At 61.9% G+C, this 22,949-nt stretch carries 21 protein-coding genes and 1 tRNA gene; 6 read left to right on the forward strand and 16 right to left on the reverse strand.

Annotation, left to right across the window (positions count from 1 at the left end; all coding sequences use genetic code 11):
• Nucleotides 1-8: 8 nt before the first annotated feature.
• From QWY79_RS06065 to QWY79_RS06075, 3 genes are all read right to left on the reverse strand, one after another.
• Nucleotides 9-1,238: a type II toxin-antitoxin system HipA family toxin gene (locus QWY79_RS06065; RefSeq protein ID WP_290270907.1), complete on the reverse strand. Its 1,230-nt coding sequence runs from the start codon at nt 1,236-1,238 to the stop codon at nt 9-11.
• A complete protein-coding gene (locus QWY79_RS06070) occupies nt 1,231-1,815 on the reverse strand; it encodes a helix-turn-helix domain-containing protein (RefSeq protein WP_290270910.1) in 585 nt (194 codons plus the stop codon). The genes QWY79_RS06065 and QWY79_RS06070 overlap by 8 nt, the downstream gene beginning before the upstream one ends.
• A 218-nt stretch (nt 1,816-2,033) precedes the next feature.
• Nucleotides 2,034-2,110, reverse strand: a tRNA-Arg gene (locus QWY79_RS06075).
• Between the two features lie 693 nt (nt 2,111-2,803).
• Here QWY79_RS06075 and QWY79_RS06080 point away from each other — a divergent pair.
• Both QWY79_RS06080 and QWY79_RS06085 read left to right on the forward strand, forming a co-directional pair.
• Nucleotides 2,804-3,955, forward strand: coding sequence for a baeRF3 domain-containing protein (locus tag QWY79_RS06080; protein WP_290270912.1), 1,152 nt, complete (start codon nt 2,804-2,806; stop codon nt 3,953-3,955).
• 201 nt (nt 3,956-4,156) lie between these two features.
• Nucleotides 4,157-4,594, forward strand: a complete 438-nt coding sequence (locus tag QWY79_RS06085) for a c-type cytochrome (protein ID WP_290270913.1) — start codon at nt 4,157-4,159, stop codon at nt 4,592-4,594.
• Nucleotides 4,595-4,625: 31 nt separating this feature from the next.
• On the opposite strand, the gene rep is transcribed toward QWY79_RS06085, so the two are convergent.
• The 3 genes from rep to pyrE are packed head-to-tail and all read right to left on the reverse strand — an operon-like array spanning nt 4,626 to nt 7,902.
• Nucleotides 4,626-6,683 (reverse strand): DNA helicase Rep, encoded by a 2,058-nt coding sequence (gene rep, locus QWY79_RS06090; RefSeq protein ID WP_290270915.1) that lies wholly within the window; start codon nt 6,681-6,683, stop codon nt 4,626-4,628.
• Nucleotides 6,683-7,165, reverse strand: coding sequence for a tRNA (uridine(34)/cytosine(34)/5-carboxymethylaminomethyluridine(34)-2'-O)-methyltransferase TrmL (trmL, locus tag QWY79_RS06095; RefSeq protein ID WP_290270917.1), 483 nt, complete (start codon nt 7,163-7,165; stop codon nt 6,683-6,685). Before trmL ends, rep begins: the two co-directional genes overlap by 1 nt.
• A 44-nt stretch (nt 7,166-7,209) precedes the next feature.
• Nucleotides 7,210-7,902 carry an orotate phosphoribosyltransferase gene (gene pyrE, locus QWY79_RS06100; RefSeq protein WP_290270919.1) on the reverse strand — a complete coding sequence of 231 codons (693 nt, stop codon included), beginning with the start codon at nt 7,900-7,902 and terminating at the stop codon, nt 7,210-7,212.
• Between the two features lie 91 nt (nt 7,903-7,993).
• Here pyrE and QWY79_RS06105 point away from each other — a divergent pair, with 91 nt between their 5' ends.
• Nucleotides 7,994-8,761 carry an exodeoxyribonuclease III gene (locus tag QWY79_RS06105; protein ID WP_290270921.1) on the forward strand — a complete coding sequence of 256 codons (768 nt, stop codon included), beginning with the start codon at nt 7,994-7,996 and terminating at the stop codon, nt 8,759-8,761.
• 74 nt (nt 8,762-8,835) lie between these two features.
• On the opposite strand, the gene rph is transcribed toward QWY79_RS06105, so the two are convergent.
• Nucleotides 8,836-9,573: a ribonuclease PH gene (rph, locus tag QWY79_RS06110; RefSeq protein ID WP_290270923.1), complete on the reverse strand. Its 738-nt coding sequence runs from the start codon at nt 9,571-9,573 to the stop codon at nt 8,836-8,838.
• A gap of 189 nt (nt 9,574-9,762) precedes the next feature.
• Between rph and QWY79_RS06115 the strand changes: the two genes are divergently transcribed.
• The 3 genes from QWY79_RS06115 (at nt 9,763) to QWY79_RS06125 (ending at nt 12,746) form a co-directional block, all read left to right on the forward strand.
• Nucleotides 9,763-10,626: a YicC/YloC family endoribonuclease gene (locus QWY79_RS06115; protein ID WP_290270925.1), complete on the forward strand. Its 864-nt coding sequence runs from the start codon at nt 9,763-9,765 to the stop codon at nt 10,624-10,626.
• Nucleotides 10,627-10,745: 119 nt separating this feature from the next.
• Nucleotides 10,746-11,696, forward strand: coding sequence for a bile acid:sodium symporter family protein (locus QWY79_RS06120; protein WP_290270927.1), 951 nt, complete (start codon nt 10,746-10,748; stop codon nt 11,694-11,696).
• Nucleotides 11,697-11,900: 204 nt separating this feature from the next.
• Complete coding sequence (locus QWY79_RS06125; RefSeq protein ID WP_290270929.1) at nt 11,901-12,746, forward strand: protein NO VEIN domain-containing protein; 846 nt, start codon at nt 11,901-11,903, stop codon at nt 12,744-12,746.
• 191 nt (nt 12,747-12,937) lie between these two features.
• Here QWY79_RS06125 and QWY79_RS06130 read toward each other — a convergent pair whose 3' ends face one another.
• The 9 genes from QWY79_RS06130 to QWY79_RS06170 form a co-directional block, all read right to left on the reverse strand.
• Nucleotides 12,938-13,645 (reverse strand): RNA polymerase sigma factor FliA, encoded by a 708-nt coding sequence (locus tag QWY79_RS06130; RefSeq protein ID WP_290271429.1) that lies wholly within the window; start codon nt 13,643-13,645, stop codon nt 12,938-12,940.
• A 25-nt stretch (nt 13,646-13,670) separates the two neighbouring features.
• Nucleotides 13,671-14,012, reverse strand: a complete 342-nt coding sequence (locus QWY79_RS06135; RefSeq protein ID WP_290270931.1) for a flagellar protein FlhE — start codon at nt 14,010-14,012, stop codon at nt 13,671-13,673.
• Between the two features lie 54 nt (nt 14,013-14,066).
• The gene (flhA, locus tag QWY79_RS06140) at nt 14,067-16,148 is read right to left on the reverse strand and encodes a flagellar biosynthesis protein FlhA (protein ID WP_290270932.1); all 2,082 of its coding nucleotides are present in this window, start codon (nt 16,146-16,148) and stop codon (nt 14,067-14,069) included.
• Nucleotides 16,145-17,311: a flagellar biosynthesis protein FlhB gene (gene flhB, locus QWY79_RS06145; protein ID WP_290270934.1), complete on the reverse strand. Its 1,167-nt coding sequence runs from the start codon at nt 17,309-17,311 to the stop codon at nt 16,145-16,147. The genes flhA and flhB overlap by 4 nt, the downstream gene beginning before the upstream one ends.
• 168 nt (nt 17,312-17,479) lie before the next feature.
• A complete protein-coding gene (cheZ, locus tag QWY79_RS06150) occupies nt 17,480-18,163 on the reverse strand; it encodes a protein phosphatase CheZ (RefSeq protein WP_290271432.1) in 684 nt (227 codons plus the stop codon).
• 42 nt (nt 18,164-18,205) lie between these two features.
• The gene (gene cheY / locus QWY79_RS06155; RefSeq protein ID WP_290270936.1) at nt 18,206-18,595 is read right to left on the reverse strand and encodes a chemotaxis response regulator CheY; all 390 of its coding nucleotides are present in this window, start codon (nt 18,593-18,595) and stop codon (nt 18,206-18,208) included.
• Nucleotides 18,596-18,672: 77 nt separating this feature from the next.
• Nucleotides 18,673-19,734 (reverse strand): protein-glutamate methylesterase/protein-glutamine glutaminase, encoded by a 1,062-nt coding sequence (locus tag QWY79_RS06160; RefSeq protein WP_141320056.1) that lies wholly within the window; start codon nt 19,732-19,734, stop codon nt 18,673-18,675.
• 94 nt (nt 19,735-19,828) lie between these two features.
• On the reverse strand, nt 19,829-20,698 hold the full coding sequence (locus tag QWY79_RS06165; RefSeq protein ID WP_141320054.1) for a CheR family methyltransferase: 870 nt from the start codon (nt 20,696-20,698) through the stop codon (nt 19,829-19,831).
• Nucleotides 20,695-22,866 (reverse strand): methyl-accepting chemotaxis protein, encoded by a 2,172-nt coding sequence (locus QWY79_RS06170; protein WP_290270942.1) that lies wholly within the window; start codon nt 22,864-22,866, stop codon nt 20,695-20,697. Before QWY79_RS06170 ends, QWY79_RS06165 begins: the two co-directional genes overlap by 4 nt.
• Nucleotides 22,867-22,949 lie beyond the last annotated feature (83 nt).

The following is a 22,949-nucleotide window of genomic DNA, read 5'->3' on the forward strand; positions in this document are numbered from 1 at the left end:
AAGCCCCCTTATCGCGCTATCGGGAGCTTCTTGATATGAGCCTCGATGGTCTCGCGGACTTGCTTTGTCATCGGGAGATTGTGCTTTTCCGCCTGCCAGTGCTGGTGGAAAAGTGCGACAGTCTCGCGCGCCGTATCCAGAACAAGTTTTTCGGGAATGGCGGCTTTAGCTGCCAAATGCTCAAGTTCGTCATTGGTCAGCTCGGCAAAGGCGCGGGTTCGGCTGATCTTGAGCCCCATATCATCGTTGGGGATATAGGGAATGGTCGAGACGAGATCATAGGCCGGAGCGAGAGCGGCGTTTCGCCGGTCGGGATAAATGAGCGACCAGTTCTTCATGTGCATGTCGCCATTTCCGGTTAGAACGCAGAACACCAGCCGCCGGATGAATTCGGCGATATCAGCGTCATTGGTCTCGGCGGCAAGCACCTGCGCGATATTGCGCAAGGTCGCTGTTTTGTATTTTTGTTCGGCATAGACATCAAAGACCTGCGCGAAATCCTCGACATGGACGGCGCTACCGTCAGACAGCCTGTCGAAACGTTCGATAATGAAGGCCCTTTGGCCGATCTTGTCGATTCCTTCGGGCAGATTTTTAATGCTGCCGACATCGACAAGATCAATCGGCGGGACGTCTATTCCGGTAAGGCGCGCGAGCGTCATCATCGAAAACTCGTTTTCGGGAACGCCTTCGAACTCGCGCGATGGAAGCTTAACGACCCATGAGCCACCAACGCCGGAGGCCGGGATCGTCAGGCCGCCCGTCGGTGCGAGAACCGCCGAGAATTTTAGCTGCACCCCTGCAAGCGAGAACCGCAAGGCGTTCCCGCGGCGATCACCCTCGGTGTCACCGGCATCGGGACTCTCGCCGCCAACTGGCGGCCATGCCTCGCCATCAGCGGGTTTGATCGTGACCGCGCCGGGCAGGTCATGACCAAGTGCCCAAAGCAGATGAAACTCGCGCTCGGGATTTACGCCCGCATTCTCCGCAAGGTATTGGCGCAGATACCCTTCGGGCAGAAGGTTCGAGAAAAAAGGCATGACGCGCTTCTGATAGGCGCGGAACTCGGTTAGCAGCGCGCCGAATTCGTCCTTGAAGGCCAGCCCCAGGGTCGGCCTGTCAGGGTTGTCGATATAGTCTTCGTTGAAGGCGAAAATCGTCCGGTCTCCACCGACATTGGTAAGAGTGCCGATAGGCTCCCCATAGAGCAGGACATCAAGGACAGAGACATCAGCCATCTTGATCCTCCTCCAGCCGATAGGCCGGTCTTGGCGGACGCGGCGTCTCATGGGACGCTGCGCGATGGGCGAGCTGATTGCGCAAAGAGCGGATGTTTTCGGCCGCCCGATTGACAGCCTCATTGCTGCACGAGGACTCGATAGACTCGATGATGCGCCTTACCTTTTGCAGAATTTCGGGATCAATCTGGCTCTGGATTTGGGTGATCTCGCGGATGCGGCGTTGAAGATTTTCGAAGTTCGCGCCGGATGCACGGGATGCGAGCGCATCGACCATCTCGCGGATGCGGGTGATTTCTCGCTGTGATTCGGCGTTGACAGCCGGCGCGCTGGCGACGCTGCGGGTGATTGACTGGACAGCCGGAAGCGCCTTACGGGGTACGAGCATCAGCTCCATGTCCAGAGCATGGGCGATGGAGGAAAGGCTTGAGACGCGCAGGTCAACGGCATTGTTCTCGATCTTCGAGATGTGCGACTGCGGCACACTGGCTAGCGCGCTCAGTTCCCGCTGGCTGAGCCCTTTGGCTTCTCGTGCGGCCTTGAGACGCGCGGCGAGCTCTTCCGTTACATAGCTCATTTGATCTATTTTTCTGCATCATATGGTAAGTTTGATCTACTAAGTCATATCACACTATGCAGTAAAGCCCAAGAACCATTGATCTGTAATAACACATCAAAATGCGATTTTGATCTATCTAAATAGATCACCCATCACCTGTTGATGCTGGCCTTGAGGTACAAATGGCGGGGCAGTAATAGAAAAGGGCCTGCGATTGCTCGCAGGCCCTTGATGTCTGGCGCGCCCTGAAGGATTCGAACCTTCGACCTTCGCCTCCGGAGGGCGACGCTCTATCCAGCTGAGCTAAGGGCGCGTGTTTCCAAATTGTCGGAGCCTTGAAGGACTCCGCTCGCCGGCAGCGCTACGCGCTGCTGACGCTCCCCTCAGGCGAAGCCTTCGGGCCCGGCCGTCCGCCTTGCATGGCGGCCGGCGCTCCGCCGGGCAGAAGCGATGCTTCTGCTCTTCCGGCGTCGCCCAGCTGAGCTAAGAGCGCGTGTTTCCAAATTGTCGGAGCCTTGAAGGACTCCCTCGCCGGCAGCGCTACGCGCTGCTGACGCTCCCCTCAGGCGAAGCCTTCGGGTCCGGCCGTCCGCCTTGCATGGCGGCCGGCGCTCCGCCGGGCAGAAGCGATGCTTCTGCTCTTCCGGCGTCGCCCAGCTGAGCTAAGGGCGCGTGTTTCCAAATTGTCGGAGCATTGAAGGACTCCGCTCGCCGGCAGCGCTGCGCGCTGCTGACGCTCCCCTCAGGCGAAGCCTTCGGGTCTTGCCAATCCAATCATGGCAAAGCGGGCGACATCCTACCTTGCCGCTTTTCAGCTGTCCAGCCGCCGACAACGCTATGTCGGGTTAGCCGCCCACTCCTGCATCTCCATTAAGGCGGGTCTTGTGGTGCACGGTGCGTCGCCCAAATGTGCAATCGGCGCTCATTATCTTGAAAGCCACGCGGGGCGTCAGCACGTCAGGAGGTGAACACCAAAGAAACTTGCTATTCAGGGAGTCATATTTCCATGGCTACAGCAGCAGAGAAATCGAACGAGACCCAAGCCCCCATTCTCCAATGGCACGATGTCAATATGCTCTTGAAGGCCGATGAGTCGCCTTGCGTGAGCATCTACGTACCGACATCGCCCGTTTCCAACTATCGCGAAGAAAACCGCATTCTCTACAAGGACCAGGTCAAGAAGGTCGTTGAAGAGCTTGAGCAGTGGGATATAGATAAGTCTCAGCGCACCAAACTGATCGAGCAGCTGGAATCGATCGGCACCACCGACGAATTCTGGACCCATCAACAGAATGGGTTGGCAGTCTTCGTTTCTCCTCATCGCTTTCAAGCCCGGAAGATGATGACCCGTCCCGACAGCTCACTGGCTATCGTGGGTGATGCTTTCCACATTCGCCCGGCACTGCGAGAAGCTTCCAACTGGATGCAGTATCAGGTGCTGTGTATCAGCTTGCACGATGTGACTCTGTACAACGGCAACCAGGAGGAGTTGACCGAAGTCGAGCTGCACAGTGATGTCCCGCGCGGTATGGGCGAGGCCCTCGGCAAGACCGAGGCATCAGCCAACCGCAAGGATGGTGACCGTAGCGGCGACGATAGCACGGATCTGAAGCAATACTTCCAGGCTATCGACAAGGCTATCCGAGATCACCACAGCGGCCGCAAACAGCGTCCGCTTGTGCTGGCCATGGTCTCCGAACATCAAGGCCTGTTCCGTGAAGTTAGCGAACACCCGAATCTGCTGGAGACCGGTATAGAGCAAGAACCTTTTGAGGCGATTCGCCAACACAAGCTGGGTGAGCTCTCCTGGGAGGTGGCCTACAAGGCTACGCGTACCGACCTTGATCAGTTGATCGAGCAGTATCAGGAAAGGGCTTCCCACGGCGAAGGCGAGAGTGACCTCGAGCAGGTAGCCTATTCGGCCACCATTGGTCAGGTGGGGACGCTATTGGTCGACGAGAGTGTCCGTGTCGAAGGCACCGTCAAGGCCGAAGATGGCAAGGTCGACTATGACCATGCCGGCACGGAAGACGTGCTCGACTCGATCGCCAAATTCGTCATCAGCTTCGACGGTGAGGTTATCTTCGTACCAAGTGAGCTGATGCCTGCCAAGAGTGGTGTCGCGGCCATCCTGCGCTACACCATGGAGCCGATGTAGTCTTCCGCAGCAACCTACCTCCCTCTCCCGGGGTATCGCCAAGATGCCCTAGGCGAACACATCATGAGGTCAGCGTGAACTTCTTGTAGTGGCATATCGCTCCACTTGGCGCCATGCTGGTTATACTGATCAACATGGCATGGTTGGCCAACCCGATGATAAACCGCCGGGCTTGCCGACCCTTCATCAAGAGGTGCCGCAGTGAGTGCCAGCAAGTGGATCGTGGGAGGTTTGGCCTGTCTCGGCCTGACGGGCCTGACCTTCGCACAGGACGACATGAGTCACGAGGCCATCGCCAAGCGTCTGGCCCCGGAGGGCGAGTTGTGCCTGCAGGGTGAGGATTGCGGCACCCAGGCCGCATCGGCCAGCAGCGGCGGGCAGAGCGCTGGCGATAGTGCCATGGGAGGCGAGGCGGTCTACAACAACGCTTGCGTGGCCTGCCATGATGCCGGTGTGGCGGGAGCGCCGAAGATCGGCGACAGCCAGGCCTGGTCGACGCGCCTGGAGAAGGGCTCCGAGACGCTGTACAGCAACGCCATCAATGGCTTCAACGCCATGCCGGCCAGGGGCGGCAACCCCAACCTCTCGGACGCCGAGGTCGAGGCGGCCGTGGATTACCTGCTGGAGAACTCACAGTAGGCCACGCGCAGCGTGACGGGTTGCACCCTGCTCAGTCCAGCAGGGAACGCAGCCCGGCAATGGCACTCTGCCCGCGGGCCTGCTTCTTGTCCGGGTCTTCGCGGTCGGCGCGCCCCTCCCACTCCAGCGCATCCGGCGGCAGTTCGTCGAGGAAGCGGCTCGGCGTGCAGTCCATCATCTCGCCATAGGTCTTGCGTTGACGCGCCAGCGTCAGCGTCAGAGTGCGGCGTGCCCGGGTGATGCCCACATAGGCCAGGCGCCGCTCTTCTTCCACGCTTCCTGTCTCGATGGCGTTGCGGTGGGGCAGCAGTTCTTCCTCGAGCCCCATCAGATAGACATGCGGGAACTCCAGGCCCTTGGAGGCGTGCATGGTCAGTAGCTGAACCCGGTCGGAGTCGTCTTCCTCGGCCTGCTGCTCGAGGATGTCGCGCAGCACCAGCCGCGAAATGGCGGCTTCCACGTCATCGGTTTCGGTCTCGCTGCTGGGACTGTCTTCATCGGGGTCGGCCTGCATGGATTTCTCGAGCTGATCGACCAGCGTCCACACATTGGCCATGCGCCGCTCGGCGATGGTCGGCGCGCTGGCGTTCTGATACAGCCAGGCTTCGTAATCCATCTCGTGGAGCATGCCGCGGATCGCCGCGATGGCATCGCCCTTGTCCATGCGGGTACGCACGCCATCGATGAAGTGCGTGAAGCGTCCCAGGCGCTCCACGGCGCGTGCCGGTAGCTGCTCGGCCAGGCCCATTTCGTGGCAGGCGGCGAACAGCGAGGCGCTGCGCTCGGTGGCATAGTTGGCGAGTTTTTCCAGGGTGCCGGGGCCGATCTCGCGACGCGGCACATTGACGATACGCAGGAAGGCGTTGTCGTCGGCCGGATTGATCAGCAGCCGCAGGTAGGCCATGGCGTCCTTGATCTCGTTGCGCGAGAAGAAGGAGGTGCCACCGGAGAGCTTGTAGGGAATCTGGTAGTGCTGCAGCTTGAGCTCCAGCAAGCGGGCCTGGAAGTTGCCGCGATACAGCACGGCGAAGTCACGCCACTCGGCCCGCTCCTTGATGCGCCGCGTCAGAATCTCGCTGGCCACCCGCTCGGCCTCGGCTTCCTCGTGGCGGTTGACCACCACGCGGATCGACTCACCCTGGCCCATGTCGGACCACAGCGTCTTCTCGTAGACGTGGGGGTTGTTGGCGATCAGGGTATTGGCGGCGCGCAGGATGGTGCCGGTGGAACGGTAATTCTGCTCCAGCTTGATGACCTTAAGCCGCGGAAAGTCCTCACCCAGCGTCACCAGATTCTCGGGGCGTGCCCCGCGCCAGGCGTAGATCGACTGGTCATCATCGCCGACCACCGTGAAGGTCGCCCGCTCGCCCATCAGCATGCGCACCAGCTGATACTGGCTGACATTGGTGTCCTGATACTCGTCCACCAGCATGTAGTGGATCTTGCGCCGCCAGCGCGCCAACGCCTCGGGGTCATCGCGCAGCAGGGTCACCGGCAGCAGGATCAGGTCGTCGAAGTCGACCGCGTTGTAGGCCTTGAGGTGGCGCACATAGGCCTCGTAGACCCGCGCGGCGAACAGCTCGTCTTCATCGGCGGCATGCGACAGCGCCTGCCCCGGCAACACCAGGTCGTTCTTCCAGTTGGAGATCACCGACTGCACCCGGTTGATCTGGTCGGCATCGACCTGGGCGTCCTTGTTCATCAGATCGCGCAGCAGCGCCTTGGCATCCTCGGGATCGAACAGCGAGAAACCCGGCTTGTAGCCCAGCGCCTTGAGCTCGCCGCGGATGATATTCAGCCCCAGGGTGTGGAAGGTCGAAACGCGCAGCCCATGGGACTCCTTGCCCTTGAGCATCTGCCCCACCCGCTCCTTCATCTCGCGGGCCGCCTTGTTGGTGAAGGTCACCGCCGCAATGCGCCGTGCGCTCATGCCGCATTCCTGGACCAGATAGGCGATCTTGGTGGTGATCACGCTGGTCTTGCCGGAGCCGGCCCCGGCGAGCACCAGGCAGGGGCCGTCGATGGCCTTCACGGCCTCGCGCTGGCTGGGGTTGAGCTTGGCGATGCGGCTGGCGATGCTGGTACTCATCAGGGGCCTTCCGGCGGTGCCACGGCACCGGCGAAGTCGAGCTGGCGCCAGGCCTCGTAGACCAGGATGGCGCAAGCATTGGAAAGGTTCAGGCTGCGGCGCTCGGGCAGCATGGGGATGCGCAGTCGCTGCTCGGCGGGCAGGGCATCGAGCATCGCCTGAGGCAGGCCACGCGTCTCGGGACCGAAGACCAGGGCATCGCCCGGCGCATAGCTCGGCTCATGGTAGCCGGTGCGCCCCCGCGTCGAGACGGCGAACACCCGCTGCGGCTCCACCGCCGCCAGAAAGGCGTCCCAGTCAGCGTGCACCTGAACCCGTGCCCACTCGTGATAATCGAGCCCGGCACGCCGCAGGCGCTTGTCATCCAGTTCGAAGCTCAGCGGCTCGATCAGATGCAGCCGAAAGCCGGTGTTGGCGCACAGCCGGATCAGGTTGCCCGTATTGGGCGGAATCTCGGGCTGGAAAAGCACCACATCGAGCATAAAAGGCTACCTGGGGACATGAAAGCGGCGACGCGGACGCTCGCTCAACCGGCGCTCACGCCATAGCGATCGCGGTAATCCCGAATGGCCTCGGCATGGCCCTTGAGCGAGTCTCCGGCATGGACTTCGAGATACTCGAGCACCATGTCCAGATTGACGATACTGACCACCGGCATGCCATAGGTCGCCTCGACCTGCTGGATGGCGCTGCGCGGGTCGCTGTCGTCACCGCCACGCTCCTGGCGATCCAGCGCCACCACGACGCCGGCGGCCTCGGCGCCGGTCTCGGCGAACAGATCCATCACCTCGCGAACCGCGGTACCGGCGGTGATCACGTCATCGATGATCAGCACCCGGCCGGCCAGCTCGGCGCCGACGACATTGCCGCCCTCGCCATGCGCCTTGGCTTCCTTGCGATTGAACGCATAGGGCAGATCACGGTCATGATGGTCGGCCAGCGCCACCGCCGTGGTCGCCGCCAGGGGAATGCCCTTGTAGGCCGGGCCGAAGAGCACATCGATATCGATGTCACTGTCGGCAATGGCCTGGGCGTAGAAGCGACCCAGCTGGGCCAGTGCCGCCCCGGATTTGAACAGGCCAGCATTGAAGAAATACGGACTGACTCGGCCGGACTTCAGGGTGAACTCGCCGAAGCGCAGCACCCCCTGGGCGATGGCGAACTCGATGAACGCCAGCTGGTAGGGTTGCAGGGACGATGTGACTCGCTGATCCGCCACGGGGCCTCCTATCACGCTCATGGACCGATGCCATTTACCCAAACGTCGAAACGTCGGGTATCATACACGCGCGACGCAAAAGGGACCATGTATGAAAATTGCCACCATCAATGTCAACGGCATCCGCGAGGCTGTCGGCCGAGGCTTTCTCGACTGGCTGGCCAACCAGGATGCCGACGTCGTCTGCGTGCAGAACCTCAAGGCCAAGAGTTTCGAGCTAGACGACAGCATCCTCTTTCCCGAGGGTTACGAGGGCTACTTCCTCGATGCCGAAGAAGACGGCTTCTCCGGGGTGGGCCTGTATTGCCGCAAGATTCCCAAGGCCATCATGTACGGCCTGGGCTTTCCCGAGTGCGACCATGAGGCCCGCTTCCTGCAGGCCGACTACGACCGCTTCAGCATCGCCTCCTTCCTGATGCCCGACGGCAGCGACCCGGCCGCCAAGCAGAACTTCATGACCCAGTATCAGGAATACCTGGGCAAGATGGCCCGCAAGCGCCGCGAATACATCATCTGCGGCACCTGGCACATCGCCCACAAGACCATCGACCTGGAGAACTGGGCCGATAACCAGACCACGCCCGGCTTCAAGCCCGAAGAGCGCGCCTGGATGGACCAGGTATTCGGCCCCACCGGCTTCATCGACACCTTCCGCGAGATCAACCGCGATGCCGGCGAGTACACCTGGTGGCCAGCCCTCGATCAGGATCAGCCGCGCGAGCGCCAGGAAGGCTGGCGCATCGACTACCAGATCGTCGGGCCCAACTTCCGTCGCCACGTGGTGGACGCCTGGATCGACTACGACGCCACCTTCTCCGAATACGCCCCGCTGATCGTCGAATACGACCTGACGCTGTAACGGGTCCCCCGTCGCCCTCGCGCCTGGCACGCCGGCCTCAGCGCCGGCGTGTTGCGCAAAGTACGGATACTCCCTCAGCCGCGAATGCCCAGCGCCTCACGCTGATGGCCGAACAGCTCGCCGCCGGCCTTCTCGGCGAGATCGAGCATGGCGTTGAGCTCGGCGCGACTGTAGGTGCCCGATTCTGCCGTGCCCTGCACCTCGATCAGCTCGCCGTTTTCCGCCATCACCACGTTCATGTCGGTACCCGCGCGACTGTCTTCCGGGTAATCCAGGTCGACCACCGGTGTGCCCTGGTAGATGCCGACCGAGATCGAGCTGATCAGCTGATGGAGGGGGTCACCCTTGATCAGCTTCTCGCGCTGCAGGTAACGCACCGCATCCACCAGCGCCACACAGCCACCGGTGATGGCAGCCGTGCGCGTGCCGCCATCGGCCTGGATGACATCGCAGTCCACGGTAATGGTGTACTCGCCCAGCTTCTTGAGATTGATCGAGGCGCGCAGAGAGCGGCCGATCAGACGCTGGATCTCCACCGTGCGGCCACCCTGCTTGCCGCGGCTGGCCTCACGCCCGCCACGAGTGTGGGTAGCCCGTGGCAGCATGCCGTACTCGGCGGTCACCCAGCCCTGCTTCTTGCCGCGCAGCCAGCGCGGCACACCGGCCTCGACACTGGCATTGCACAGCACCCGGGTATCACCGAACTCGACCAGCACCGAGCCCTCGGCATGGCGGGTATAGTCACGGGTCAGGCGAATCTCGCGGGTCTGATCGGTCGCGCGACCACTGGGACGTCGAATATCCGAAGACATGACACCTCTCTTGCTGTTGGCTGATAAAAGTATCGCGCCATTCTACACGCTCCAGGCCCAGCGCGTGGCGCTCACCGACAATACCGGCCGGTGCCGAGGACGAGCAGGCACAGCCGCGAGGGATGATTTACACTCCGGACTTCAGCCAAGTGCTACTTTTGCCAACCGTTTCGTCGACCGGAGCCTGACATGGTCCACAGCATGACGGCCTTTTCCCGGCAGGACCTGGATGCCGACTGGGGCTACCTGCAACTGGAGCTGCGCTCGGTCAATCAGCGCTACCTCGAGCCGCACTTCCGGCTCCCCGAAGCGCTGCGCGACCTCGAGCCCGACTTCCGCGACACCCTGCGGGGCCGCCTGGCCCGCGGCAAGGTGGAATGCCAGCTACGTTTCACGCCCGCCGACGCCAACAGCCCGCTCAGCGTCAATCGCGCGCGGCTCGACGCCCTGGCCGACGCCCTGAACAACGTTCGCGCAAGCGTGCCCCAGGCCGCCATGCCCGACTCCCTGGCGCTACTCGACCACCCCGGCGTGCTGGAAGTCCCCGGCCCCGACCTGGACAACATCAAGGCCGAAGCACGCGCTCTGTTCCGGCGCGCTCTGGACGACCTGGAAGCCGGCCGCGCCCGCGAGGGCGAAAAGCTGGCCGCCCTGATCGAGCAACGCCTGGATGGCATTGGTGAGCAGGTCAGCGAGGTCCGCCGGCTGCTGCCGGAGATCCTCATCCGCCAGCGCGAACAACTGCAGGAGCGCCTGGAAAGCGCCCGCGCGGAGCTCGATCCCCAGCGCCTGGAGGCGGAAATGGTGCTCGTCGCCCAGAAGGCCGACGTCGCCGAAGAGCTCGACCGGCTGGAGACCCATGTCGCCGAAGTCCGCCGCCAGCTCAGGGCCGCAGGCCCCATCGGCCGCCGCCTCGACTTCCTGATGCAGGAACTCAACCGCGAAGCCAACACCCTGTCATCCAAGTCCGTCGTCACCGACACCACCCAATGCGCCGTCGAGCTCAAGGTGCTGATCGAGCAGATGCGAGAGCAGATCCAGAATATCGAGTGAGGGCGATGCCAGGACGTCGGCAGCGCGCTGCGATGCACAGAAGGTCGACTTTCGAGCCTCGGGACATTGCGGCATCATATGCCTGCTCACAATCACTCCTGCAAACGCCTGGAATCCCCATGTCAATCTTCGAACGCATCAACCGCCTGTTTCCCGTCTGGGCCATCCTGCTGGCGGTCATCGCGGCCCTTGTGCCAGAGTTTTTCACCGGACTGGCCGGCTATATCAAGACGCTGCTGGTGATCATCATGTTCGCCATGGGACTGACGCTCACCAAAGACGACTTCGTGCGGGTGGTGAAGTCGCCCAAGCCCATCGCCGTGGGCGTTGTCCTGCAGTTTCTGGTGATGCCGCTGGCGGCGCTGCTGGTTTCAAAACTCCTGGGGCTTTCCACCGAACTGACCATTGGCATGGTGCTGTTGGGTGCCACGGCAGGCGGCACGTCCTCCAACGTGATGACCTGGCTGGCCGGCGGCCATGTGGCACTGTCGGTGTCGATGACCATGGTATCCACCCTGATCTCGGTCATCGCCACGCCGTTGATCACGTTGTTGCTGCTGGGTCAGAGCATCGATGTCCCGGTGCTGGGCATGCTGATGAGCATCACGCAACTGGTGGTCGCCCCCATCGTGCTGGGTGTGGTGATTCATCACCTGCTGGGCTCGCATATCCAGCGTGTGGAACCGGCTCTGGCGACCCTGGCCATGGCCGCCATTGTCCTGATCATCGCCATCGTGGTGGCACTCAATGCCGGACGACTGAGTACGCTGGGGCCGATCGTCGCGCTGGCGGTCATCGCACATAATGCCATCGGTCTCGCGGCGGGGTATGGCATCGCACGTGCACTGCGCTTCGATACGCCCACATCACGCACCATCGCCTTCGAGGTCGGCCTGCAGAACTCCGGGCTGGCGGTCACCCTGGCCAACCAGTTCTTCAGCGCTGGCGCGGCATTGCCCGGGGCACTGTTCTCGGTGTGGCACAACGTGTCCGGCTCCCTGTTGGCCGGTTACTGGAAACGCCAGTCCGCGGCGACCGAAGCGTCTACGACTGCCTCCTCTCGCGGCTGACGCCTGGAGGCCGAACACTGCAATCATTGCCGGCATAGTCGCCTGCGCTCACTAGTCAGCCGAAGACGGTGGGCGCAGGTACGGAGCACCTTGGTGCTAGGCAACGATGGGGCTGGCCAACAAAACCGTCGTTGTCGATACCCTGCAATGCGCCGTCGAACTCTAGGTACTGACCCAACAGATCCAGAATATTGAGTAACTGCCATGCCCCGTGAAGATGCCTGGTCGGCCGAGGAAATCGCAGCCATCGTCGACACCTATCATCAAATGTTGGTCGCCGAGCTGGGGCAGCAACGCTATAACAAGACGGCGCTCAATCGTCAGCTCGCAGAACGTTTGCCCAAACGAAGCCGTAGCTCCATTGAGTTCAAGCACTGCAACATTAGCGCCATACTCCGCGATGCGGACTGCCCCTATGTGGCAGGCTATAAGCCAAGAAGTAACTATCAGGCCAGCTTGGTGGACTGCGTCGAACAGCGTCTTTTACGAAGTGATCAGTTTAATCGCGCGGCTCAGCAAGCGGCAGACCTCCCTGCCATCGAAAGCTCACCAGAAACCTTCAACAACATTATTGTAGAGCCGCCTAACACATCGCCCCAGGTTCAAGAGAGTCCGGGTAGCTACATCGCAAAGCGAGATTACCTGGCGCGCGAGGCACGCAATCGCGATCTAGGGCATGCCGGCGAATGCTTCGTCATGGCCTACGAGCGCCAGCGCCTGATGGCACTGGGTGAGAACAAGCTGGCCGGGGCCGTTGAGCACGTCGCCGCGACCCAGGGCGATGGCGCAGGCTTCGATATTCGCTCCTTCTCCGACGATGGCAGCGAACGCTGGATCGAGGTAAAGACCACGGCCTTCGCCATGGAATCAGCCTTCTTTATCTCGCCCAACGAGCTCAGGTGTTCCCGGGAGCATGCGGCCCAATACCACCTCTATCGGCTCTTCAATTTTCGCAAACAGCCCCACATGTTCTGCCTAACGGGCGATCTGAACAAAAAGCTATGGCTCGAGCCCGATAGCTACCGGGCGGGGGTGAAATACATAGTGTAATGTGAAGGAATACACACCACCTGATCTTAATACTGGACCCAAAAGTCAGATATTTTCTGCTATAAAGTGAGAGTATTATCGCTAATCTCAGGCATGCATTATTTAAAAAATCAAATACATAAATTCCAAAGCATTCGCCAAAAAACTCCACTAGCCTTAACGACCTGCATAACACAAATGCAGCTCTACGGTTATGCGGTTTCCAGAAGGCGGCTACGTAACCGGCTTACGGCCTGGCTATGCAGCTGGCAGACCCTCGACTCGGTGACGCCCAGGACGGCCCCGATTTCCTTGAGGTTGAGCTCTTCCTGATAGTAGAGCGTCATCAGCAGCTTCTCGCGCTCAGGCAAGGCTTCGATGGCTTCTACCAGGCGGCCACGACGGTCCTCATCAACCAGTAGTGAAAATGGTGTATCGCGCGTTTCGTTGTCCCGCAGGCGACTCTCGCCCCCCTCGGCCATTAGTTCCTCGAAAGGCAATAGCTGGCCACTGTTGGTGTCACTTAGCAAGCGTCGGTAAGCAACGAGGTCCATGCCCAGCGACTCGGCGATCTCGGCCTCTTCCGGGGGGCGTCCCAGAAACTGCTCGAGACGCCGCGCTGCCTCGTCGGCGGCGCGCGCACTCCGGCGCACACTTCGCGGCAGCCAATCGCGGCTACGCAGCTCGTCCAGCATCGCACCGCGAATACGCTGGCTGGCAAAGGTCGCGAAGCTGGCTCCCTGAGCGGCATCGAAGCGTCCGAGGGCCTCGAGCAAGCCTTCGGTTCCGGCCTGGATCAGGTCGTCGAGTTCGATGCTTGCCGGCAACCTGACCTGCAATGCCAATGCCTGGCGGCGCACCAGGGGCAAGTACTCTTCCAGCAGGTCGCGTTGTTCGATCTTGCCTTGTGCTGTGTACATCTTCATGCCTCGCGGCTCGTCGACCTTACCGATAGTTCACGATCACCTGCAGCCCCTCCACGGTCAGGGGCGTTTGCCCCGCCTTCGGCGCAAAGCGGAACCGCAATGGGACATCGGCCGCCAATCCTGCCAATGCCCCTGTCATGCCACGCTGACCGGACACGGATACGCACCTCTCGGGATGACAGAGGCGCACCCCTATGGCGCGGCCCGGCGGTAAACGGAACCGCCAGCGCACATCGGCGATGGAGCCTCCGACCACTGCCTGACCGCCGGATGTCAGAGGAGCACTGACAGTTTCCCGATCGGACAGGCTGACATGCAGGCGTGACTCCCGATCCACCCAGCTGCCAGCGGCCAACGTCATGCCGCTCACCAGAAGCAGCAAAGGTGACCATATCAACCATTGGCCCCCCATCACTTACTGCCCGCCCACCAGGGTCGCAACCCTCAAGGTTCGATCGTCCGGAATTTCGGCCTGCGACATCACCACCAGATGTCGCAGACGCCGACGCAGAAAGCGTGCCAGCACGGCACGCAGGCCGTGCTGAACGACCAGGACTGGCGGCTCGCCACTTGCCTCGTGCCGCGCCAGTGCCTGTTCTGCCTGCTCCATGAGTGTTTCGGCCAGGCCCGGCTCCAGAGCGCCACTGCCGTTCATCGCCTGGGTCAGCACCTGTTCGAGCTGGCCGTCCAGACCGATGACGTTGAGAGTTTCGTGCCCGGCGAACCATTGTTGGGTGATGGCTCGCCCCAGAGCCAGCCGCACCGCGGCCGTCAGCTCCCCCGCATCCTGCTGCTGAGGGGCATGCTCCGCCAGGGTGTCGAGGATGGTACGCAGATCGCGAATCGAGACGTCTTCGTCCAGCAGGTTCTGCAGAATGCGCTGCAGAACGGTCAGCGAGATGGCCTTGGGTACCACCTCTTCCACCAGCCCCTTTTGATCCTCACCGAGCTTGTCGAGAAGTTTCTGGACTTCCTGACGACCCAGCATCTCGGCGGCATGGCGATGCAGCAGGTGATTGAGATGCGTCGCCACCACGGTGCTGGCATCGACTACCGTATAGCCGTACACCTGAGCATGCTCACGCTGTTCGGTATCAATCCAGACTGCTGGCAGACCGAAAGCCGGGTCCTTGGTCGAGGTGCCTTCCAGCTCGCCCGACACCTGGCCCGGATCGATGGCCAGCCAGCGCCCGGGATAGGCCTCGGCACGACCGATCTCAGCGTCCTTGAGCGTCAGCCGATAGGCGTTGGGCGACAGCTCCAGGTTGTCACGGATGTGCACCACCGGAGGCAGAAAGCCGACCTCCTGGGCGAACTTCTTGCGCACGCTCTTGATACGTCCGAGCAGCTCGCCCTGCTGCTGTGCGTCCACCAGGGGGATCAGGCGGTGGCCCACTTCCAGCCCCAGGGTGTCGACCAGTTGGACATCGTCCCAGCTGGCCTCGGGGGCCTCCGGCGTCGGCGGCGGCGCCTCCTGGCTCTGCTCCTCGACCAGACGACGCTCCTTCTCGCGCATCATCCACCAAGCGAGCCCGCCTAACAGGGCGGTGAAGATCAAAAACACCAGGTTTGGCATGCCCGGCACCAAACCGAGCAGCCCCAGGACGACGGCGGCCAGGACCATCACCTGGGGATTGACGAACAGCTGACCAATCATCTGCTGGCCGACGTCCTGGTCGGTGGTGACCCGGGACACGGTAACGCCGGCGGCAGTAGAGATCACCAGCGCCGGGATCTGGGCTACCAGACCATCGCCGATGGTCAGCAGTACATAGGTCCGTCCGGCGCTGCCGAAGTCCATGTCATGCTGCAGCATGCCGATCATCAAGCCGCCGATGATATTGACCACCATGATCACCAGGCCGGCCATGGCATCGCCGCGCACGAACTTGCTGGCACCATCCATCGAGCCATAGAAGTCCGCTTCCTGTGAAATCTCGGTGCGGCGTTGGCGTGCGTCGTCCTCACCGATCAGACCAGCATTGAGATCGGCATCGATGGCCATCTGCTTGCCCGGCATGGCATCGAGCATGAAGCGGGCGCCCACCTCGGCGATACGCCCCGCCCCCTTGGTGATGACCATGAAATTGATGATCACCAGGATGGCGAAAACCACCAGACCGACGGCGAAGTTACCACCCACCAGGAACTGGCCGAAGGCTTCGATGACCTTGCCCGCCGCATCGCCACCCTGGTGACCCTCCATCAGCACCACTCGAGTTGATGCCACGTTGAGCGACAGCCGCAACAGGGTGGTGAACAGCAGCACGGCCGGGAAGGCGGCGAAATCCAGCGGTTTCTGAGTGAACATGCTGACCAGCAGAACCATCACGGCCAGGGCAATATTGAAGGTGAACAACAGATCCAGCACGAAGGGCGGCAGCGGCAGAATCATCATCGCCAGGATCATGAGGATCAGCAGCGGGCCGGCCAGAACCTTCATGGGCACATCGGCCATCCAGTTGCGTCGCGGCAGGTATTGGCTCCAGGCCTTCATCCTCGTGCCTCGTTCGTTGTGTCGCGATCCGGCGCTTCCATGGCGGCCGGCACCGACAGATTATCGGGAGTCGGAGGCACATCACCGCCTTGGGCAGCAGCCCGTTTCAGACCAAAGGCCCAGGCCAGCACCTCCGCCACCGCGGTGTAGAGGTCGGCAGGGATTTCCGCCTCGAGATCGACATGATGATAGAGAGATCGAGCCAGAGGAGCCGCCTGCAGCAGTGGCACGCCCGCTTCCTCGCCCACCTCTCGAATACGTGCCGCGATGGCATCGGCTCCCTTGGCCACCACCTTGGGCGCGGTCATACCGGCCTCTTCGTAGGCCAGGGCCACGGCATAGTGCGTGGGATTGGTGACGATCACATCGGCCTCGGGGACCTGACTCATCATCCGACCACGCGCCATGGCCTGTTGCTGCTGTCGTATACGGCCCTTGACCTGAGGATCGCCCTCCGACTCCTTGTGTTCGCGCTTGACCTCGTCTTTGGTCATGCGCAGCTGCTTGGCATGACTCCATAGCTGGTAAGGCACATCGATCAGGATCACCACCAGCAGAGTCAACACCATCAGACCACAAGCTTCAGCCGCCATGCCCATGGCCCGGGACAGTGCCTGCTGGAGCGGTTGGCTCATCAGTGACATGAACTCGCCACGATGTAGATACAGATAGGCTCCACCCACACTGCCAACGAGAACCGACTTGGCAATCGCCTTGACGAGCTCTACAAGCGCCTGAACGCCGAAAATCCGCTTGAGACCCTTGAGCGGATTGAGCTTGGAGGCCTGGGGTTTGAGTGACTTGGCAGAAATCAGCCAACCGCCCAACAAAGCAGGGGCTACCAGGGCCACTACCGTGAGCAGCAGAAAAAGCGGCAACAGGCTGATCAGGGTCCGGCGTCCCAGCATCAAGGCCTCGGCCAGCATTGGCGCGGTTTCCATAGCCTGGCGGCGATCGAACAGAAAGGCCTGTTCCATCACGCCACCCACCTGGCCGTAGAGGGTATTTCCCATGGTAGCCAGCCCGAGGACGCCAGCCAGCAACAACATGAAAGTCGCCAGCTCGCGAGAACGAGCCACCTGGCCTTCCTCGCGTGCCTTCTCCATTCGTCGCGGTGTCGCGTCTTCGGTTTTTTCGTCGTCGCTACTGCTATCGTCAGCCATGGCCAGTTACCGGGCACTCCTGCGCACTCTGGCCATTATCAGGGGATCGGGGAAGCAACGGTCACGCGAAAAGGGCCGATTTTCGTGGGCTTATCCACGCATATCGGCCATGCATATGTCTTGTCGTCCGTTGACAGGCGGTTATAACGGTACTGTCAAGGCATAGCGTCAGAAGCCCAGCTGATCCAGGAGGTCATCCACCTGATCCTGATCGGCCACGATATCCTCGCCCTCAGCCTTGACTTGCGGGCCATTGAGAAGCTCTTCCTGGCGACGTGTATCGCTCCCGCGCCGGTCGTCGGCAAGGCGCTGCATATCGTCTCTGGCTTCCCCCCGGGGCACGCTGTCGATCAGGACCTGAACCAGCTGGTGTTCGATCTCGCGGATCACGTCCATCATCTTCTTGATCACCTGGCCAGTCAGGTCCTGGAAGTCCTGCGCCATCATGATCTCGAGCAGTTCCTTGCCGGTAGCCTGTGTCATGTCAGGCACTTCGCCCAGGTAGGACCGGGTGTCGCGGACCAGCTCGCGCGCCTCATCGAGCTCCTTGGGCTCGGCAAACCACTCGGCCCAGCGCGCATCGAGCTGCCGGGCCTGGTCGCTCAACCGATCCTGCATCGGCTGGGCGCGATCGATGGCATTGAGGGCACGTTCCGCCGCCTGTTCGGTCATGTCCGCCACGTAACTCAGCCGATCGCGGGCATCAGGAATCGCCTCTGCCGCGCGCTCGATCTCCTTGTCCAGCCCCAGTTCCCGCATGCTGTCACGCAACATACGGGTCAAGTGGCCAATCCGCAGCACCAGTTCGTCACCATTGGCCTGAGGGTTTTCGGATTGATTCTCCGTGCTCATCATCGCCTCTCCTGGTAGTCGGGGCCGGAGCCCGACGCGGTGTCACATGCCCAACTTTTCAAAAATCTTGTTGAGCTTTTCTTCCAGGGTCGCCGCGGTGAAGGGTTTGACCACATAGCCGCTGGCACCAGCCTGGGCCGCCGCGATGATGTTCTCCTTCTTTGCTTCAGCCGTGACCATCAGCACCGGAAGCTCCTTGAGCGATTCTTCCTCGCGAATCTGCTTGAGCATCTCCAGACCGTCGAGGTTGGGCATGTTCCAGTCAGAGACCACGAACTCGAAGTTACCCGTTCGAAGCTTGTTCAGGGCATCCTGACCGTCTTCGGCCTCCTCCACGTTGGTGAAGTCGAGTTCCTTGAGCAGGCTGCGCACGATGCGCCGCATGGTCGGAAAATCATCCACCACCAGGATGCTCATGTTCTTGTCCGCCATCGGGGGTCCTCTATCTCAGTAGGTATCATGGCAAGTGGCCGGCCATACCGACCCTTCCAGCATTATCCGAACAGTGACTACACTCTCTGGCTCCGGCCAGAAGCAGCGACCCGCTTGAGCAACCGAGCGGCCATGTCGTCGAGGCCGACCACTTCCTCGGCAGCATCGAGGGCAATGGCCTCGCGCGGCATGCCGAAAACCACGCAGCTGGCTTCGTCCTGGGCCAGAGTGGCGGCTCCCGCCCTGCGCATTTCCAGCAACCCGGCGGCTCCATCCTTCCCCATGCCCGTGAGTAAAACGCCGATGGCGTTGCGTCCCGCCTGGTCCGCCGCCGAGCAAAACAGCACATCCACCGAGGGTCGATGACGATTGACCGGCGGTCCGCCATCCAGGCGCACCACATAGTTGGCGCCATTGCGCACCAGCTTCAGGTGGGCATCGCCGGGCGCGACATAGGCATGTCCCGGCAGGATGCGCTCGCCATCTCGCGCCTCCTTGACCGCGATCCGACAGATGCGGTCCAGCCGCTCGGCAAAGGACCGCGTGAAACCACCTGGCATGTGCTGAGTGATCAAGATCGCCGGCCCATTGGCCGGCATGGGCTCCAGCACACTGCGTATGGCCTCGGTTCCTCCGGTAGAGGCGCCAATGATGACCAGCTTCTCGCTCGACACCATGGGCGCTTCCAGCGCCCGGGGCACCGGGGTATCTCGCTTGCGCGCGCGCTTCGGCCGAGAACGTGCTGCCGCACGCAACTTCTCGGTGATCTCCTCGGCATAGGCCTTCATGCCGCTGCGAATACCGAGCGAAGGCTTGGCCACGAAGTCCAGGGCGCCCAGCTCCAGCGCCCGCAGGGTGACTTCCGAGCCGGCCTGGGTCAGCGAGGAGACCATCAGCACCGGCATGGGGCGCAGACGCATCAACCGCTCGAGGAAGTCCAGGCCGTCCATGCGCGGCATCTCGACGTCCAGGGTCAACACATCGGGGTTGTATTGCTTGATCAAATCCCGTGCCACCAGAGGGTCGGGAGCCGTGGCCACCACCTCCATATCGGGTTGCTCGTTGATGATCTCGCTCAGCAGGTCGCGTATCAGCGCCGAATCATCGACGCACAGCACCTTGATCCGGGGTGCATTCAAGAGTCTCTCCTTCACTGGGTGACCGACGCGTCCCTGTCGACGCCACCAGTCATACCCGAGATATCGGCCAGCATCCGTCTGACTTTAGGACCCATCATGAGCGCGGGCGGCGGACATAGACGGTCTGGCCACGTAGCCGGAAAGTCTCGGTGATATAGGAAAAGTTTTCCGAGTGTCCGGCGAACAGCAGGCCGTCTGGCTTGAGCAGGGGCGCGAAACGCTCGAGGATCCGAGCCTGGGTCGGCTTGTCGAAGTAGATCATCACGTTGCGACAGAAGATCGCATCAAAAGACCCCTCGACGGGCCAGGAAGGCGCCAGCAGATTGAGCGGTAGAAAACGCACCATCGCCCTCAACTCCGGCCGGATCCTCGCCAGTCCCTCATGTTGCCCACGTCCTCGCTGGAAATAACGCTTGACCCGTGCATCATCGAGCTTGCGAACCTGGTCCAGGGCATAGACGCCGGCATCGGCACGCCTTAAGGCTTCGGTGTCGATATCGGAAGCCAGCACCTCGACGTTCCGGGTGCGTCCGTCGAGAGCCTCGTCCAGCGCCATGGCTATCGAGTAGGGTTCTTCGCCGGTGGAGGCTGCTGCGCTCCAGACGCGCAGTGTCCCGCCTTGCTTCTGCGCATGTTGTGCCAACAACGGGAAATGATGGGCTTCGCGAAAGAAAGCGGTGAGGTTGGTGGTCAAGGCATTAGTGAAAGCCTCCCACTCGGAAGAATCCGCCTGCCGCTCGAGGCGTGACAGGTAATCGGCAAATCGTATCAGACCGTGCTGACGCAACCGCTTGGCCAGGCGACTGTAGACCATTTCCCGCTTATGCTCGGCCAGCACGATACCGGCACGCTGATAGATCAGGTGCCGAATCCGTGAGAAATCCGCATCGGTCAGCTCGAGGTCACGCTCGACTCCCGCCCACTCCCCGAAGTCGGGGGTGGACGCTTCACGGGACAGGGTCAAAACGATTCCCACTCCTCGGTCGTCGCGGGTGACGCCTGGCGCTCATGGCGTGGCGTTTCCTTCTGCTCACCCGAGGGTGCCGAGGGGGTCTCGGTGGCGGACGGCGCCTGGGACTGGGTGCGCGACGGAATCGTCTCCATGCCCGCACCGCGCAGCCGAAAAGCCGAAGCGGCATGCGTCAGGCTCTTGGCCTGACGGTCAAGCTCGGCGGATGCCTGGGCCGAGGCCTGCACCCGAGCAGCATTGCGCTGGGTCACCTGGTCCATCTCCACGACGGCCTGATTGATCTGGCCGATACCGTTCTTCTGTTCCTCGGACGCGGCAGTGATTTCCCCCATGATGTCGTTGACCCGGGTCGAGGCTTCCATTACCTCGCCCAGCGAGGCTTCGGCCCGTTTCACCAATTCCGCGCCCCCTTCCACTTGCTGGGCGGAACCATCGATCAGCGCCTTGATCTCCTGAGCCGCCGAGGCAGAGCGGCCAGCCAGGTTCCGCACTTCGCCGGCGACCACCGCAAAACCGCGCCCTTGCTCGCCGGCACGCGCTGCCTCGACGGAGGCATTGAGTGCCAGGATATTGGTCTGGAAGGCAATGCTGTCGATGACATCGATGATCTCGGTCATCTTGCGCGATCCATCGGTGATCTCGCCCATGGTCGTCACCAGCTGTTGCATCAGTTCGCCGGACTCGCGCGTACGCGAGGCATTATCCGCAGCCAGGCCACTGGCCTGGCCAGCATTGTCGGCGTTGTGGCCCACCGTGGTGGTCATCTCTTCCATGCTGGAGGCAGTCTGCTGCAGCGAAGCAGCCTGCTGCTCGGTGCGCGCCGACAGCTCCTCGTTGCCGGTGGCGATGTCGCGAGCGGCGGGGGCGACCCGCTCGATCCCGGCATTTACATCAGCGACGATGCTACCCAAGCTCTTGCGCATCAGGCCCAGCGCGTCCAGCAGGCGACCGAGTTCATCGCGCTGACGCTTCGGTGACTCCGCGGCCAGATTCCCCGAGGCGACCTGCAGGGTGAAAGCTTCGGCATCACGCAACGGCCGCAGCAGGGAACGCAGGATCAATCCACCCAGTACGCAGAGCAGCAACAGGCCGACCGCCAGGGTTCCCGCCAGGACCATCAACATGCGCTGCTGGGCCTGCCGCGCCTGGGCGGCCAGGGTGGCGGCGGCCTCGCGCTTGCCTTCGATCAAGGTGTTGATCTGGCCTGACATCTCTCGTCCCCAGTCGCGCATCTTCTCGGCGTGGGACGGCAGGTCAGCGAAGACCTGGAAATTCTCCTCACTGCCCAGCAGCCCCAGGGCGAAATCCATCCCGTCAGTGATGTAGGCACTCAGGTCTTCACCGAAGGCGTCGGACTGCTCGCCCTGATTGAGGTCGCGATCACGATAGGTCGACCAAAGCGAATTCAGCGAGGATTCAATGTCCTCGAGCCGCTCGATCAGCGAATCACGATTCTCGAGCAGTTCCACCGGGGCTCTGCTGGTCAGCATCTGATGGCTGCGGGTTACCAACTGGTCGATCTGCTGCAGACGTGCCACGTCCTGGAGACCATCTCGATCCAGCGCCTGCAGACGTGTATCGGCACGTTCCAGCCCCAGCATGCCGATCCCGCCGCTGGCCAGCAGCAGCAAACCGGCCACCAGGATCATCGCAATGACCTTGGCGCGCATGCTGCGCACATTGAGACGCCCCAGCCAACCGCTCAGCCCCCTGCGCTTGAGTTGGCCGTGATCGAGCGAATAGCGCGTCGCGCGTCCTTCGTTCATCCGCGCATAGACCGACTCGGCGCGCTCCACCTCGGCTTGGGAGGGTTTGGTACGCATCGACACGAAACCCACGACCTTGCCATCCTCGAGGATCGGCGAGACGCTGGAATTAACCCAATAGTGATCGCCGTCCTTGCGACGGTTCTTGATCACGCCGCGCCAGCGGCGACCGGCCTCCAGGGTGTGCCACAGATCCTCGAAGGCAGCCTGCGGCATGTCGGGATGACGCACCAGGTTGTGCGGCGAGCCGATCAGTTCATCGTGCTCGAAGCCACTCACCTCCACAAAGGCCGGATTGGCATAGGTGATGCGCCCCTTGAGATCGGTGCGGGAGATCAGGAAATGATCGTCCTGCAGGGCATACTCGCGTTGCGTAACGGGTTGGTTGTTGCGCATATGGTCTCCCCACGACGGCTCAAGGCCGCTAGCGATGGTATTGTTATCGATCGACGCCGGCGCGATGGCCGGCGCATCCTGCT

The organism is Halomonas sabkhae (genome assembly GCF_030409265.1).
Taxonomy (GTDB): domain Bacteria; phylum Pseudomonadota; class Gammaproteobacteria; order Pseudomonadales; family Halomonadaceae; genus Halomonas; species Halomonas halmophila.